13 protein-coding genes are annotated in these 17,524 nt (G+C 34.0%); 2 read left to right on the top strand and 11 right to left on the bottom strand.

What is annotated here, in order from left to right; genetic code table 11:
• The first annotated feature begins 13 nt into the window (after positions 1-13).
• A complete protein-coding gene (locus tag NUV40_01285) occupies positions 14-1,387 on the top strand; it encodes a glycosyltransferase family 39 protein (GenBank protein MCR4342519.1) in 1,374 nt (457 codons plus the stop codon).
• Positions 1,384-3,057: a hypothetical protein gene (locus NUV40_01280; protein ID MCR4342518.1), complete on the top strand. Its 1,674-nt coding sequence runs from the start codon at positions 1,384-1,386 to the stop codon at positions 3,055-3,057. Before NUV40_01285 ends, NUV40_01280 begins: the two co-directional genes overlap by 4 nt.
• A 2-nt stretch (positions 3,058-3,059) precedes the next feature.
• Here the strand turns inward: NUV40_01280 and NUV40_01275 are convergent, their stop codons facing one another.
• From NUV40_01275 to NUV40_01225, 11 genes are read right to left on the bottom strand one after another with little or no spacing between them, the layout of a single operon-like run.
• Complete coding sequence (locus NUV40_01275) at positions 3,060-4,649, bottom strand: hypothetical protein (GenBank protein ID MCR4342517.1); 1,590 nt, start codon at positions 4,647-4,649, stop codon at positions 3,060-3,062.
• Positions 4,627-6,255, bottom strand: coding sequence for a hypothetical protein (locus NUV40_01270; GenBank protein MCR4342516.1), 1,629 nt, complete (start codon positions 6,253-6,255; stop codon positions 4,627-4,629). The genes NUV40_01275 and NUV40_01270 overlap by 23 nt, the downstream gene beginning before the upstream one ends.
• Before the next feature lie 7 nt (positions 6,256-6,262).
• Positions 6,263-7,015, bottom strand: a complete 753-nt coding sequence (locus tag NUV40_01265; GenBank protein MCR4342515.1) for a class I SAM-dependent methyltransferase — start codon at positions 7,013-7,015, stop codon at positions 6,263-6,265.
• A 16-nt stretch (positions 7,016-7,031) separates the two neighbouring features.
• On the bottom strand, positions 7,032-8,666 hold the full coding sequence (locus tag NUV40_01260) for a hypothetical protein (protein ID MCR4342514.1): 1,635 nt from the start codon (positions 8,664-8,666) through the stop codon (positions 7,032-7,034).
• Positions 8,663-10,375 (bottom strand): hypothetical protein, encoded by a 1,713-nt coding sequence (locus tag NUV40_01255; GenBank protein ID MCR4342513.1) that lies wholly within the window; start codon positions 10,373-10,375, stop codon positions 8,663-8,665. Before NUV40_01255 ends, NUV40_01260 begins: the two co-directional genes overlap by 4 nt.
• On the bottom strand, positions 10,372-11,451 hold the full coding sequence (locus tag NUV40_01250; GenBank protein ID MCR4342512.1) for a glycosyltransferase family 4 protein: 1,080 nt from the start codon (positions 11,449-11,451) through the stop codon (positions 10,372-10,374). Before NUV40_01250 ends, NUV40_01255 begins: the two co-directional genes overlap by 4 nt.
• Complete coding sequence (locus NUV40_01245) at positions 11,448-12,605, bottom strand: glycosyltransferase family 4 protein (protein MCR4342511.1); 1,158 nt, start codon at positions 12,603-12,605, stop codon at positions 11,448-11,450. Before NUV40_01245 ends, NUV40_01250 begins: the two co-directional genes overlap by 4 nt.
• Positions 12,592-13,980, bottom strand: coding sequence for a glycosyltransferase family 39 protein (locus NUV40_01240; protein ID MCR4342510.1), 1,389 nt, complete (start codon positions 13,978-13,980; stop codon positions 12,592-12,594). The genes NUV40_01245 and NUV40_01240 overlap by 14 nt, the downstream gene beginning before the upstream one ends.
• The gene (locus tag NUV40_01235) at positions 13,977-14,753 is read right to left on the bottom strand and encodes a polysaccharide deacetylase family protein (GenBank protein ID MCR4342509.1); all 777 of its coding nucleotides are present in this window, start codon (positions 14,751-14,753) and stop codon (positions 13,977-13,979) included. The genes NUV40_01240 and NUV40_01235 overlap by 4 nt, the downstream gene beginning before the upstream one ends.
• Positions 14,737-15,861, bottom strand: a complete 1,125-nt coding sequence (locus NUV40_01230; protein ID MCR4342508.1) for a glycosyltransferase family 4 protein — start codon at positions 15,859-15,861, stop codon at positions 14,737-14,739. The genes NUV40_01235 and NUV40_01230 overlap by 17 nt, the downstream gene beginning before the upstream one ends.
• A complete protein-coding gene (locus NUV40_01225) occupies positions 15,858-17,489 on the bottom strand; it encodes a tRNA uridine(34) 5-carboxymethylaminomethyl modification radical SAM/GNAT enzyme Elp3 (protein ID MCR4342507.1) in 1,632 nt (543 codons plus the stop codon). Before NUV40_01225 ends, NUV40_01230 begins: the two co-directional genes overlap by 4 nt.
• Positions 17,490-17,524 lie beyond the last annotated feature (35 nt).

Genomic DNA, 17,524 nt, shown 5'->3' with positions numbered 1-17,524 from the left:
TTTATTAAAATTTATGACGCTTAAAACAAGAAAGACTGAACTTTTGATATTTCTCTCAGTATTTATAGTATATAGCTTTTTCACACTTTTAAAAATAGCCAACAATCTTCCGCTCGAAGGATTAACTACTGATTATTACTTTCAGATAGCCGAAAATTTATCCAAATCATTCTCCTTCTCACTTGACGGCATTAACCCTACGGCCCTAAGAATGCCCGGGTATCCTCTTTTTCTAGCTGTAATTTTTAGTATATTCAAAAACTGGTGGGCCGTTTTATTTATCCAGCACGCTATAGCCGGCATAAGCGCTGTTCTTTTGTATTTAATTTCAAGAAAATGGCTAAATCAATCTTGGTCAATAGCCGTATCATTAATATGGGCTTTTGAATTATACGCTATAGACATATCATCTCAATTTTTTACAGAGCCTATTTATATTCTTTTCCTCCTTATAATCGTTTGTATTTTTATAAAATACACAGGTGAAATAAAAAATACAAAATATTTTATACTTATCGCCGCATTATTACTTGCAACTTTAACATACATAAGACCAACCTCTTTATTACTGCCGATGATATTTGCGCCCACTATAATATACGCTAACAGTAAGACAGAAAATTTAAATTTCTTAAACAGTATGTTTTCAAAGAAAACATTAATTCAACTCAGTATGATATTCTCTATATATGTTATTCTTTTATTACCGTGGTCCTTTAGAAATTATATTACTTTCAATTCTTGGCAAATCTCTTCAGATAACGCTTCAAGTATCTATATAACCGCCTCGCAATTTAAAGCAGAACAAAAAGGATTCAAAAATACACCGACAGAAATACCGAAAGAAAGCGGCTTGCCAAAATTTAAAGAATCAGGCCACTTAGACAAGACCTCCGCGGCCATAAAAAAATCAACAAAAATAATTTTATCAAAACCATTAGGCTTCACCGCTTTTTACTTCAAGCATCTTCTGACAGATACTGTTGGTTCATCATGGTGGGGATCCATAAGAAATCTAATCAAAGGGACAAGCGGACAAGTCAATTACCATAAAGAAGTAAAAAATGCCATTTTAGAACTCAATATAAAAAAGATTTCAAACTTCCATTCAAAAGAAATAATCGCTGCATTAATAATGATATTTGGAACAATTTTTTGGATAGTAACTTTATTATTGTCCGTTTTAGGCGCTATTATTTTATTTAAAAAATCAGATACAAACACCAGATCCTATATAATACTAATTGCGTCTATAATACTTTATCTGCTTCTCATAGGGAATATGGCGGCAGGAGATATGATACGCTATCGCTTTTCCGCTTCGCCATTTATTATTATGTTTGCAATATCAGGCCTGCTCGACTTAACAAAAAAAACCAAAATATGAAAAAACATTTCTTAACATACCTATTAATAACATTTATCAGTATTATTGGTATATACCTAACCGTAAAAGCTACTCATGAAAATAGTTGGGACGGTTGGGGTTTTGGCTCAGCCCAGACGATGATGAGCATCAAACATTGGGTAAATGATGGATGGACAAATCATTATTTCTTGTTTATTCCTGCAGGATATTCAAAAACAACGCATTATTTTGATGATCCAAATTTAAAACAACATGCCTGGGTTGATGTTACCGGGGGCAAAGGCACAAAACAAACATATTATACGCATTATCCGTCAGGTTATTTATTTCCTCTCGCCTTTTTAATGGAGCTTGGTTTTGAAAACCGATTTTGGTTTAGGTTATTTCAGATACTCATTTCCATGGGAAGCTTGTTTTTGCTGTATAAATTTTTTATTTTGATCAGCAATAAAGCAATCGCGTTTTTCGCTGTGTTGTTTTACATGATATCCGTTCCCTTTTTAGACTTTGCCGATTCGCTGGCCAATATGCCGATAGACGACTTTTTTCGTTTTATTATCCTATTTCTTAGTGTGCTGGCCATCAAAAACATAAGTAATAGCAAAAAATATTTTACTTATAGCATGTGGGCATGGCTCTCTTATTTCGTCCTCTCCGTATCTTCTTACGATTCAACTTTTTTTGTCTTTTTCTGGCTCATAGGTCTTGATATCCTGATCGTCAAGAATTTTCCATGGAAAAAATGGCTTCTCTTCTCCTGCGCGCCTGTTTTAGCATTTGGTGTCCAGGTAATCCAAAACTCATGGTATTTAGGCTTCTACAATATGCTTTCAGACTTTTTTGGCGCTTTCAATGCTATTCCACTTGCTTCAAATTCAGGGCAAAATTTTATAAAACAGCGTTTTCTGCAAGGAATACTATTTCCCATAACTGAGGCTTTTGCTTTCTCTTTCCGATTGCGTTATGCTTTGATCTTTATCGCCACCATTGTAGTCGCATTTTTCAAGTTAAGAAAAATAAAATATATAAATAGCACAATACCCGATATATACAAGTATGCGATACTCTTAGGAGGAAGTGCTTTTTTCCAATCTCTTATACTGACAGATAATCATCCTTATAAAGGACGGATATTGGGAGTATTTGCGGCTTTTATAGCAGGTATATTTATATTTATGATTTATTGGATTATAAAAAAACAACTCTCGCAAAAAATCTTTGTTCTTGTTTTAATTTCTTTAAGTATTTTTATGTGGTCACTGCAGACGAGCAGGACGTTCGCTTATATAAAACAGTGGCCTAATAACACATACGAACAAGAGAAGATAGATTTTGCGTATGAACTAAAAAATTCTCTTAAGCCGTTTGCTTTAGAAGATACTGTAATATTCACCATGTTTCCTCCGGAGTATTACGGCGACTCAATCACACCGACAATGACGCGTTATTATGATATGTATTACCACGATATGCCTATTTTATACTTTGATGACAAAGAGGATTTGGTTCGCGACTTCACTTACCTGAAACAAATATCTGAATATCCTTTTTCAGCTCTAATAATATTGCCGACTGAAGCAAAAACAAAAACCTTAATTGACCTAATATATACAAAATCTCCAAAAGATGATAATGGCCGGGTCCAGTCCATAATTATTAAAGATAAAAAGATATTGATTGTTCCTTAAAATTATTTTTTAACTTTATATATTACATCTTCCCCATTATTTATTTCTTCAACTAATTCATATTTAGCAATCAGCTTATTCTTCAAGCTAAAGAAACATTCGCGCGAACATTCAAAAGCATAAGCATAAGATGATAAAAGTATATAATCCGGTATCAATTTTTCATTACTAAGTCCTGAAAACTTAGAATAACAATTTGAAGCATCTATATCTATAAGACCATCTGGAAGACAAAAACCCACGGACCAAGCGCCTGTTTTAAATGATACGGTATTTGGCGTAATATTAGTAAAAAAAGTCTTATCTTGATAATTCTCCAGAGTCGCCAATATGACAGGAAGCCTTTCATCTTGGCTTATGCCGGCTGCCCATGTAAAGTATTCCAAAACAATAAGAATCATAGCGACAAAAATTATAATTTTAAATAAGATTTCCTTAATCAATATTATAAAATCATTATTAGTGTCTATATTTTCAATAAGGACGCGAAACAAATCACCAAGAACCAAACCTAGAAAAATAACCATAAAGGCGTGAAAAAACAAGGGATGATTTCCTATTGTTGGAAGAAATATAGTCTGCCATATAAAAACAGAAAAAAATAAAGGGGTTATAAATTTTATATTTTTATAGATAATACCTTGTCTAAAAATATAAAAAAGAGAAGTAAAAATTATTCCTATTGTTAATGGTATTTTGAACAAATAAAAAGGTATAGTGCCAGATAAATAATTACTCAAAGGTGGAGATGCATTAGACCCCCAAAGAACAATGTCATTAGCCTGATAAAAACCCAGAAGCTCCATTCTGGAAGGAATGCTAAAAAACCTATTTTGTATAGTAAGCCATATATCCTGAAAAGCTACAAAAGGCGTGAGGGCTATCATATTCTGAATAATATGAATAACGCTTCCCCCAATAACAGCCAAAAAAGCTAGAAAAGATAACTTCATGTTCTTCTCAAAAATTCCGAGCAAAACTTCCAAAATAAGCATAAATGCCGCAAGCATAAAATTAGCAAAAACAGCAACAAAGAATAAAGACGATATAATCAAATATTTTTTTGGTATATCAGTGTATCTTAACCACAAATAGCCGAACAAAATAGGAAAGCTTAAAGAGTACTGACTATGATCCGCTAAACTTAAAAATCCGCTGAAATTTAGAACCAAAAACAAAGAAGTAAAAACAGCAGCAGGCACTGATGCTATTGCGCTGATAAACAGATATAAAAAAGCAATCCCGACCAAGGAAATTATCGCGTAGAATACTCTTGACTGAAAAACATCAAAACTTAATTCTATCAAAAAACCCTGAAGAACTGACGGTAAAGACGGATTGTGAGTATAAAATACAGGTTGGCTGTCCGTTTTAAAATCAGTAGAATAATCAGGAAGAAAAAACAATTTTCCAAAACCTTTTATTGAAAAATTCTTTCCCGCATTATATTCAAGTATAAAATCTTCCTGAGTGCCACCTGAAGCAAAAGAAATATCTTTATAAGAAAATACGAAATTAAAAATATAAAAAGCTCCGAAAAGCAGAACAATAATAAGAAATAAATACCTCTTATTTAATATAAACCTCGCCATAATTATTACCGGATATAAATTCTTTTATACTTCTTATTTCTTTATCATCAGCAATAATAATCGGTAAAAAAGAATAAACTGAACGATTCTTTAATTTTATTAAATCATCCGCCAAATCTTTAGTATCTTTAAAAGATAATATCGGCATGCCGGCATAATATTCCAAAAACGGATCTGCTTGAGGATAACGATATGAACTCGTCTTCTCCATTCTAAAAATCACACTATCACGACCGTGAGTCACATCCCTCATATCTTGCCCGAATTTTATAATCTTCTCATCAACAACATTATTCGGCCATTGTTTGATATACGCGTATGTCCTGTCTGCCTGCTTAAACCATAACAAACTGACTAAAATTACTAAAATTAAAAGAGCCATGGCTCTTTTAATTTGAAAATCAGATTTAAAAGCGCGAAAAGTTTTAATATCTTTAGCTATGAGGAAGATAAGAACTGTTGCGGATGCAAGTAGTAATGATATAAAAAGCGCCGCCTGCCTTGCTTGATACGGGAAATAACCCGAAGAAACAAGAATAAAAGGATAAGCGAAGCCGGAAATCGCCAAAAGAACTAGAATTTCATTCTTTGGAAAATTATATAGATTTTTAAGGGCATGTCTTTTGAGAAACACGAATATAGAAAACAAAACAACAATAATCGGAATGATAAATCGCGCGCGTAAGTCAGTCATATAAACCCAAGGTGAAAATATAGCGCGAATATGTTTTTCAAATACATTTGTCCCTGGGCCGGTATTCGCGCGAGCTCTAAACGATCCATAGATATCAAGCAAAGCGTCATGAACACCCAGATACCAGAGATTTTGCAAAAGCTGAACTAAAAATGCCATAACCGGAGCTGTGGCAAAAATAAGCCATTTCTTCCACAAAATTTTCTTAGTCATTACGAGATCAAGCCCCACAAGCCAAACGAACACGAAAAAAGTGGAATCGTAAGATGAACCGGCAAGAGCAAAATATAAAAACCAGATGAATATATTATAAAGTCTCTTCTTCTTGTCGTCAGAAATTTTATATATCCACACGCTTAAAAATAGGATTGAAAATCTAAATAAATCGTCTATTGGCTGATTAGCCAGCGAATCCGCTATTCCTAGAAACATCGTTGAGCCGGCATAATACAGAGTTGCCAGAAAGGCTATCATCCGCGTGGAGATGAGAGAGAAACCTGCATACATTAAAGAAATCCCTGCAAGCGAAATGAGTATTGCCAAAAATCTAAACCAAAACCTTTCAGAGAATCCAATCTTCATCAAAGTCGCATATGGCAAAAGATAACCGGCAGGATAATGAGTATAATAAAGTCTACTGCCTATAAGTTTGCCTGTCATGGTACCGCGAGTAAGATGCCTCATATCCGTTCCATCTAAATAACGCACCGACTTTGAATAACCCATAGGCAAAAAAAGGAATTTACTGTGGATAAAACCATCTTTAACCCAGTGACGAGAACTCATCATCGTCTGCGCCGAACCAAAACCCCAATCGTCCCAGGAATCTTTCGGTATAGCTTTCAAACTTAAAAATATTACCAAAAATATGAATAAAAAAATAAACCATTTATGAGAATAAAAAAACTTCATGAAAAATCTAATTTTTCTTAGCCACAAATAAATAAGTCCTCAAAATTTTATTCCACAGCCATCTAGGAGCAAGGATCTTTGGAAATATAGGTGAATAAACTTTGTCTCCCCATTCTATCTCTTTAACTAAAATCAAATTAAATCCCTTTTTCTCCAGTAATTTTTTTATATTTTTTCTGGCCAAAAAATAAGGCAAGGGCCTGTTAAATTTTTTTAATATCCAAAATAATAAATTATAGCCCGCATCTTGAGCCAATTTAATCGGAAAAGATGGGCAAGTCTCCCATATCAAAAAAATACCATCATCGCGCAAAATCCTCTTAATGCCATCTATGGCATAGTTAATATTTAAAACAGAATCCTTAGAAGATTCCACCGAAAGATGATGAGCTACATTAAACATCAGAACTCTATCAAAACTTTTATCGGCAAAAGGCATTTTTAAAACATCCGCTTCTACGAAATTAAAAAGTTTCTTATGGTCTTCGTCCAGCTCTACAATGGATCTACCTTTAATTATTTTTGGATTCTTTATTGGGTCCAAAACAATATCAGCTAAAATCACTGATTTAGCTTTATCAATATCAAAATTTATTAATCCTCCATTACCAATATCCAAAATATCACCCTCAATGAACTCAGATACTGCATTCCTTAAATTAAGCAAGAGGTCTATGTTTGCCTCATTTCCTATTCTGTATGTATCTATAATCTGATTAAAAAATTCCTTCTGGCTGTCGTTGCTTTTATAGTAAGACATAAATCATATAATAACATTAAAATGATAATTTAAAAAGATATTCCCCTGCGATAAATTTTATCCTTACTGTCTCATTAACGCTCTCTTTCAATAATAATTTATGCAGATTATCGCTGATTCCTTTTCTATCTGAAATAATAAATGTGTCAAAAGAATATTCAGAATGCTCTTTAAGCCAAAGAAAATCCCTGACCAAGCTAGATTCATCCTTAAAAAACAAAAATGGCATATTTAAATAATATTCTGTTAATAAAGTCAAAGGCAATCTGTCTCCTAAATAAAAAACTACCGAATCCCCTGTTCTTGATGATTCTAAATAGTCGCCAATTTCAATAATACGAGCATCTGGTTTATTATTAGGCCAGGCATATATATATTGAGTTGTTCTGTATATCTGCCATCCCCATAGAAATATCAAAGTAAAAATCAAAATAATTTGAGGAAAAATCCTTGTTTTTTCCTTAATTTTAAACAATCTAATAGCCAGAACAGTACTAACTCCTATCAATAAAGCCAGAAAAGGCATGACTTGACGACCTTGATAAGAAAAACCCCCCGTTCCAGCTAGCACAAAAGGATATAAAGCCCCAGCCAAAAAAAGTATTATCATAATTTGGAATAGGGATAATTTAAAGCTATCATTGATATAATTTTTGTAGAGCTGACTAATTTTTCCTCTAAATATATAAAGAAGGGTCAAAAGAATTATAACCATTAAAGTGATGGTCACTGTTTTTAAGCCTGATGCCAAATTAAAAGTAAAAAAAACTTGTTTTATATGGCTTAAAATATTACTAGTCTGCACCCTTGCAGACGAAGTGCCAGATATGTCAAGGAAAACATCTTTCCAACTCCTTAGATACCACCAATTCTGGATTATCTGCAAACCAAAAGCGGCAACCGGTGCTAATGTAAAGATAAGCCATTTTTTCCATAAAAACTTTCTTACAGTTATAAGATCCAACCCAACCAGCCAGACAAAAATAAAAAATGTGGAATCATACGAAGAGCTGGCAAGAGCAAAATATAAAAACCATATAAATACATTATATATCTCATACTTTTTTAAATTATCAATCGATTTAACAGCTAAAACACTTAAAACTAAAATGCTAAACCTAAATAAATCATCGACAGGCTGATTAGCCAAAGAATCAGCAAAATCCAGAAACATAGTTGAAATACCATAATAAAAAGCGGCAAAAAAAGCGACGGATCTTGTGGCAATTAAATTAAAAAACCAATACATTAGAATTAGCGAGCCAAAAGAAAAAAACAAAGCTAATAATCTAAACCAATGCCGTTCTACAAATCCAGCTTTCATCAATAATGCATATGGAATAAGATAGCCACTCGGATAATGAGTATAATAAAGGCGCCTCCCTATCATTCCGCCAGTCACCGTGCCGCGAGCATGCTGCCTCATTTCTGGCTCATCAAAATATTTCACAGTCTTTGAGTAACCCATCGGCAGAAAAAGAAACTTACTATAGATAAAACCGTCTTCCGACCAATGTTTGGAAGAAAGAAGAGTTGCTGCGTCACCTATCCCCTCAAGCCACCCGCCCCAACCATCATCAGACAATGTCTTGATTCCAAGATAAATGACTAAAATCAAACATAATATAACAAAAAATGAATGTCTTTTCATAATTTTTCTTTAATCACCATAACATACCTGCTCTTAATCAATTTTATTTCAGAAATGCCATCCACATCCATGGATAAGGCTTTTAAAATTTTTTCCAGTGGCTCTCTTTCTGTCGATACAATAATAGAATCAAAAAACTCTTCTGAGTATTGCTTCAAAAGTAAATAATTATTAATTACATCTTCATACTTCAAAGAATCTAGAATAAGCCCTTCAGCATAATATTCTCTAATAGAAATAGGATTACTTGTAAAATATTCTCCCTCCTTATGTGTAATGTAAAATATTATACTGTCATTCGAAGATAAAGACCTTAGGATTCTATAAAAATCAATTATATCATAATCTACCCTATAGATAAATTGCTTATAACTGGAATCTATATTCCGATTAAAAACATATCCGTATGTCCTGCGTAATTGAATAAAAAATATAAATCCAACAAATATAGACAGAAGAAAAAATGTGATTATAAATTTTATATTCCACTTATTAAAACTGAAGGACTTTCCGCTATTTTCTTTAGATAATGTTTTAATCAATAGAAAAATTGATAATCCAATCATCAATCCTATAAATGGCGCAAATTGTCTGCCGCTGTAATCGAAATACCCCGGAGTGGTAAAAATAAAAGGATAAGAAGCGCCGGCTAAAGCCAAAACTGCAAGTAGCTTTAAATTAAATAGATTTTGTCTATTATCAACAATTTTCTTAATAAAGATTGAAATTATAACTATCACTATCGCTATAATTGGCAAAATCACTCTTACCCTAAGACCCGTAATATAAGCCAAAGGCGATAACATGGACCTTATATGCTTTTCAAAAAAATTATTTCCTGGACCAACTAAAGATCTTTTAAAAAAAATACCTTTTGCATCAAGCCAGACATCGGGATATCCAAGATACCACCAGTTTTGCAAAAACTGAAGAGTAAATGCCGCAATAGGCGCTAAGACAAAGATTAGCCATCTCTTCCATAAAATTTTCTTAGTCATTACGAGATCAAGTCCCACAAGCCAGATGAAAATAAAAAAAGTGGAATCATAAGAAGAAATCGCCAAGATAAAATAAATTATCCAGATAAAAATGTTATACAATCTATATTTCTCAGTATTATCACGCGCCTTTACGGCAAAAAGGCTCAAAAGCATAATGCTAAATCGCAGAAAATCATCAATCGGCTGATTAGCCAAAGAATCAGCAAATCCAAGAAACATTGTGGATACCGCATAATAAGAAACAGCAAAAAATGCCACGATACGATTTGAAATTAAATTAAAAAACCAGTACATAAAAACAAGCGCTGTAAATGAAAAAAATAACGACAAAAATCTAAACCAATATCTCTCGGAAAATCCTATTTTCATCAAAGTCGCATATGGCAAAAGATAACCAGGCGGGTAATGAGTATAATGAGATCTTTGATCTATCAATATAGCCTGACCCTCGTGGAGTCCTCTTGCAAGATGCCTCAATTCCGGTTCGTCAAGATACTTAACTACTTTTGAATAACCCATAGGCAAAAAAAGGAATTTATTAAAAATAAATCCATCTTTTAACCAATGTTCTGAACTTAAAAGCGTTTGAGCCGAACCAAAAGCCCAGCCGTCCCAAGTATTCTCAAGAGTCGCCATATATCCAAGATAGATAGCAAGAACAGCAATAAGAATTATAAACAAAAAATGTTTTCTTATTATGGAATTCATATTTTATTAAGTAATACTATAAACTGGCTAGCGCATTTCTTCCATGAGAAATCAATCACCCTTCTATCTCCCATCTCTATCAAATCATCTCTTAGCTTATCATCAAAAGCTACCCTCTCCATAACTCTTGATATCTCTTTTGGGTCTTTCGGGTCAACTAAGAGCGCCGCGCCGCCAGCCACTTCAGAAAGAGAGCTCTCCCTTGAAGTGACAACCGGCAGGCCACAGTCCATCGCCTCAAGTACGGGCATACCGAAACCTTCAATCAAACTAGGAAAGATAAAGGCTCTGGCGTTCTTGTATAGGAAAGACAACTGATTGTCATTAACAAATCCCAAGAAGACCACTTCTTCTTTTAAATCATCCTCCTCAACAAAAGACAATGCTTCTTCATAATAAGCGCCACTCCCTTTGCCGGCTACAACAAGCTTAATATCAGACTTATTCTCTTTCTTAAATTCATAAAAACCTTTTATGATATTTAGAAGATTTTTCCTTTCTTTGATCACTCCAACATAAAGAAAGAAATTTAAAGGAACAGCAATCTCCTCTGACGGAAAAGCGCATATTTTACTAAAGCCGGGATATATCACTTCTATTTTTTTATCAAGAATATTAAACAATTTGATAATATCTTTTTTTGTCGCTTCTGATATAGAAACTATTTTATCCGCTCGCTTCAAAGCAAAACTATTCATCTTATATAATAAGAAATTATTAATTCTTTCTTTGATTCCATCCGGCTTAAAATAAAGATAAGCAAAATCAAGAGCGATTACAATAGATTTCTTAGACCGAAAAAAGATCGGCATTACCGGAGTGTTAAATATATAAATATCCGCCTTTGGCGCAAAGAAAAACCCTATCTCTCTCCAAAATCTGCCCAAGCCTAAAACTTCAACCCTCCAATTTGAAGTAATAAATTCCGGCATTATCTTAGGCTTCTCCTTAAGATAAACTATATACTCGTTATCTTTATCATTTTCAATAAGAGATTTTGTCAGTTCTAAGATATAACGACCTAAGCCGGCCGGCTTCCCTTCTCCATACGGATGTAAAATTATCCCTATTTTCATAGCATTAATCTATTTTCAATAAAATTCTTAATTGATTCGCTTCTTTTATTCCAAGAATAATTTTTTGAATCATTATACGCTTTTTCTGTGATACCTTGAACCTGAGCTTCGTTTGCTAAAACAAATTTTATACGATCCGCCAACTTCCTTGGATCATCCGAATCGACTAGGAAGGAATTGTTCTCGTTAAGAATATCCAAGAAAGAAGGCAATCTCGGAGCGATAATAGGCTTACCTGATGCCATATATTCAAAAAGTTTTAAAGGCGACGTATAATATTTTGAAATCTCGTTCTTTTCTGTGCCCGTGAGGACTAGAACATCAGACGCCTTAAGCCATAAAGGAATTTTACCATAAGGCTTTAAGCCGACAAACTTGATATTAGGAGAAGATTTAACGAGAGGCAAATAATAACTATCATCTTTTTTTAGATCTCCGACTATATATAGCAAATTATCATCATCTAAAAAATTAGCAGACTCTATTAAAGTTTCAATTCCTTTCCACTTAAGAAGGCTCCCCGTATAGACGATTATTTTCTTATCTATCGGTAAATTTAATCTCCTCCGCGCTTCTCCTTTGTCTATATCTATATCAAAAATATCTAAGTCAACACTATCGGGAAAATATAATAACTTTTCAGGCAATACATTAAATTCCTTTATCAATATATCTCTATAATACTTCGTGACTACAATAACACCACCAATCTTTCTAACAGCTTTCTTGTATCTATCTATATTTGAGGGTTTAATGTGTGTCTCCCAAAACAAACGCCTAGATAAAAACTTGCTTAAAAATAAAATAATCTCTCCTCGCGTATAGACAACATAATCTTTTTTTCTAAAAAAAAGAAAACCAAAAACAGATATTGAGAAGACCAATGCACTCAATATAAAAGTGACCGGACTATCAATAAAAAGCAAATCCAAAGAAGGTAGTTTCTTAATCTTAAAAATCGGCTTAACCTCATAATAAGAGAAAGGGTCTTGCTTGATCGGGTTACGCCTCTTAGGCAATACTAGAGTAACGTCTGCCCCCTTGGTGGCAAACGCTTCACACATCTTCATTATCTGTATACCATGCGCCTTTTCCGTGGGGATACGCGCATTAGCAATATAGAAAATTTTAAGTTTTCCGTTAGAAATTTTCATTTTGCGGTTTAAAAAATTTTTCTTTCATAAACTTCCATATGTCAAAAATAGCCAGTACGGAAAAAATTATAAGGAAGGGTTCAATAGGTATCCTAAATCTAGCATGCCCCTCAAAGCCGATGAGCAAAGGGAAATACAAGATGGATAATATAACAAAAGTGTTTATATAAAGACTGCGTTTTAAATAATAAAATACCCAAAGAACTCCAAGCCCGGACTTAATGGCGACAACAAGATAACTGATAAGAAAAAATGCGGTAAAAAATATCCCCGAACTAAAGATAGCCTGCCGTAACCCCTTAAAATCAAGAGAGAAAATCTTTTGTGCTATATATACGTCTGGGAGCTTTGCGTTAAATGCTTCTCTGGCTGTAAGCATAAAATCATTATTCAGAAAATAAATAGGTACTGATGAAAGGTGAAAAAAAAGATAGCTCAAAGGATTTCTCAATATCTCTTTCTTGGCTATCTTTGAGAGCTCTGTTGAGGCCTCTATATTATACATCGCGTCATTGCCATATTGACCCTCAATATATTCTAAAACCTCTCTATGCTTCTCGTCTCTTGATACCTTTTCTTTATACGCTTGCCAAGGCGCCAGATAGCTCACATACATATGATACCTGCCGACTGATGATAAAAATGGTTCTCCAAAATGAATTTCATTTCTTAAAAGCCAAGGGGTTAAAACAAGAACAAACGATACAACCAATAAAACGGAAACTGCGATTCTTTTCTTAAAATCTTTTTTAAAAAATAATAGTGTAATAAAGACAGGTATCACTATAAAAAATTGAGTTATCGGGCGTACGAGTACAGAAAGGCCAAGTAAGCTACCGGCCAAAGTAGCATTTTTAAAATTAAAACCCTCTTCATCTTCAATAATCTTAAGAAAGGATAATGCAAAAAGACTGAAAAAAAACATAAAGAAAATATCAGCCATTATCAAATTTGAAAGATAAATTTTATATGGAAGCAAGGCAAAAATGAGTCCTGACAAAAAAGCGATATTAGGACGTTTGGCTGCCAAGAAAGCTATATCAAAGACGATAATAGCTGTAATGGCGCTTATAAGAATGTTAAGCAATATTGCCAATATAAAGCCGCCAGTGAGAAGATAACTAAGACTTAAAAATAATGGAAAAATAGGCGTCCGCGCCGGGTTAGGAATATATGGATCTAATTCAGCTACAGAAAAAGAACGGCGCTCTACTAAGTTAATAGCAATCCGCCCGTATTCAGCCTGGTCGGTTCCCTGTGTTAACGGATTAAAGAAATCTTGACCACGTGAAGAATAAAGATAAAAAAACATCAATAAATTAGCAATAACCGCGATAGAAAATAGTATTATTTTTATCTTTGTATTTTTCTTCATATAAGATGTTTAATAAAATTAAACCATACAACGCTTAAGCCTAATTTGCCCTTAAACTCGGCAAAACTGCATTTATTATGGATAAAATTCCTCTTAAGTCTCATTGAGTCATCATTTTTTCCTACTAGTCCCTCCTCTACCGTTACAGCGCCGGCGAAACCTTCTCTTTTTAACAATTCAACCTGTCTATCATTGTAGCTTCCTCTAGGATACGCAAAAACAGAAACAAATCTAAAAAGATTTTTTTCAAGAATCTTTTTTGCCTCACTAATCTCTAAAGAAAAATTATCAATACTTATATCAGACATCTTATGAGGGTGAGTATGTGAATGAAACCCAAAATCAATAAGGCCGGAACTCGCCATCTCTTTAATCTCTTTCCAGTCTAAAACATCCAAACCGTTAAACTTACTTCCTATATAAGAAGTCGGGATAAAAATAGTGGCTGGAAAATTATTTTCACTCAATACAGGAAAAACATTTTGATAATTATCTTTATAACCGTCATCAAAAGTTATGACAACAGTTTTCGGCTCAATCCTTTCTTTGCTATTTATTTTATCTATAACCTCCGTAAGCTTCAATACTTGATAATTCCTATTTTTCAAATAATTAATCTGCCTTAAGAAATTTTCCGGCGAAACATTAAAAAGAAGGTCGCTATCTCCCACTGAGTGATACATCAAGATAGCTACTCTCTCCGGTCTTCTTAAATGTAATAAAATATTCAGTAAAGAATAAATTAATTTTCTGACTTTATTCTTTAAGAACATAAGATAATTTTTCCATTAGACTTTCTAAACTATGTTTTTTCACGATAATATCCCTCATATTTTTCTTTATAATCGATATATCTTCTTTAGGGATATTTATCAGATTTTCAATTTTAGACACAAGGTCAATAGTATCTCGCTCTTTAAACATCAGCTTCTCCCTCAAATCTGCGCTAAATATATTATCAAAAGCGCTATTTGAAACTAAAACCACAAGACCGGAAGCCATGGCCTCAAGAGTCGTCTTGTCAAAACTTCCAGTTTTTGTAAGATTAACAAAAATATCATTATCATTATATATCTCCGGCGTTTTATCATTAGGTACTTTCCCCAGGAACGAAACATTTTTCTCAATCTCAAGCTCACTTACCATATTCTTAATTTTCTGGAAATAATCCATATCTTTTTCAGTAGGACCACCAATAATATTAAGATGCAAATTATGATGCTTTTTTATCAAGAGACCAAACGCCTTAATAAGTGTATCTAGATTTTTTACAGGGCTTATTCTGCCGACAAAAAGTATATCTATCTTACCATCCTCAGAGATACCAGATTCTTTAGGAGTAAATCTATGTATATCTATACCCTGTTGCAGGACAACAAGCTTTCTTGTGTTGAAAGGAAATGCCTCTTTTACGGAAGTTACAACTTTATTAATAAAGAAAACAGCTATTCTCAACTTCAGACTATCAAGAAAGTGCGCATACCATAACACAACTTTTTTACCCAAGAGCCTCCATATGGGACCGGCCAATATAAGATACTCCGGGTTCATATGGACAAACACACTGTCATATTCCTTTCTTAAGAGCCAAGTATATTTATAGAAGCGAACGACATATTTAACGCGCGAAAATATTTTCTCCTCAAGGAACGATCTTTTTCCGTCGCAAGCTCCTCCTCCAAGGTCGCACCTTTTCCGAAAATATTCCTCCTTCCCAAGAGAATGAACTTTTACATTAAAAGGCAAATCATATTCTCCTTTATAAAGACAGATGACGTGAACAAATTCAAACTCCGAAGCTAGTTTTTTAATCCACTCATGATAGATACCCAAGAGATCGTCACTCTTATCAACTTTTTGAGTTATAAATAGAAGCTTCATATTAATGATTTTACCATATATCCATCGGCAAGCCGATATCCTAATTTCCGATAATAATCCCTGACTCCAATGCCTGAGATTATGGCTATCTTCTTATAACCGGCCTCCTTAGACATCTTTTCAGCCTCATTAATAAGAGAACTGCCCAGCCCACGGTGCTGGCTCTGCAATCCCTTTTCCGCCACAGGCACAAGCCTGCCATACGTATGAAGTTCCCTTATGATAGCGCATCCACGGACAACAGGAAGCGTCTCACTTTTATCAAACGCTGAAGGCAAAAATAAACGCGCGAATGCGGCTATTTTATCAGTTGATTTTTTCTCCCAGCTTAAAAACACTTCCTTACCGACAGAAGTTTCATACTCTTCCTTTTCAAGAATTAATTCATTTAAATCAAAATCCGCTTCTCTTATCTCTCTGCATCTGATGCACTTGCACTTCCAATTATTTTCTATCTGGTCAGCTTCGAGAAGCTGTCTCAAGTTTGAAATCTTGCTTCCGGCCACAATATATTCAGCCGGAATATCGCGGATAACTCGAATCAATCTTACAAATTTAGGGATACCTTTTTTAACTTCTATCAATAATTTCGCAAGCTTTTTATCACCGTAAGACTTGAATTCACCTTTCTGCCACAATTTATACAAACTGCTATTTTTAAGAACAACACACGGATATATTTTCAACATATCCGGATAAAAGAGAGAGTTAGAAAAAAGCTCTTTAAACATCCCTACGTCTTTTTTGTAAGTGCTTGTGTATAGATTGGGCATCATATGATAAACAATCTTTAACCCTGCCAAGCGAAGGAGGGCCGTTGCCTCGGCAATTCTTTCTTTTGAAATTCCCCTCGCATTTTTTGACATCACATCATCGTCAAGATTCTGGACGCCTATTTCTACTTTTGTCACACCAAGACGCCTCATCTTTTTTATCTCACTTAAGCTTATATAATCCGGTCTTGTCTCTACAGACAATCCAATGACTCTGCACTTTGCTTTTTCGTTTAATTTTTGCAAGCTATCAAGCGATTTGGCATTTTTCTTAATATGTTCTTTTCTTTTATAATTATTACAAGCTCTAAAAATCTCTGATATAAATTCTTTCTGATACTTTTCAGGGTAATAACTCCATGTCCCGCCTATCACAATAACTTCTATCTTGTCGACTGGATGGCCATTCGTCTCCAAGGCGCGAAGCCTCGTAGTGACTTGCTTGTACGGGTCAAAATTATTTCTCAAGGCGCGACTGGCGGCAGGCTCTTTAGCAAGATAGCTTTTGGGCATCTGTTTCTCCGTAGGACAATAAACACACTTACCGGGGCAAGCAAATGGCTTTGTCAGAAGAGACACGGAGACTATGCCCGAATTACTCTTTGTCTTTATCTTCCGCAACAGTAATTCCACATCCTTAGATATTTTCTCTTCCCCCTTCTCCACCATATCTTTATATAGAGCCAGAATCTCTGCATTTACAGGCAAAGGCTTAGTCTTATAAATATACTTATTGGACCTAAAAGTAATCTTATTTTTTATCTTTAAGACACGCTTATAGAGAGACTTATCTTTGGCAATAAATCTCTTTAATTTTTCTATGTCAGCCTCAGTTTTAATACCTTTAAAAATCATATTAAATGTGGAAGAATTACCATAATTTAGCTATA

This window comes from Patescibacteria group bacterium, from assembly GCA_024654625.1.
Classification (GTDB): domain Bacteria; phylum Patescibacteriota; class Minisyncoccia.
The sequence above is the reverse complement of the archived record's forward strand: the minus strand, read 5'-3'. Positions and strand labels throughout refer to the sequence as shown.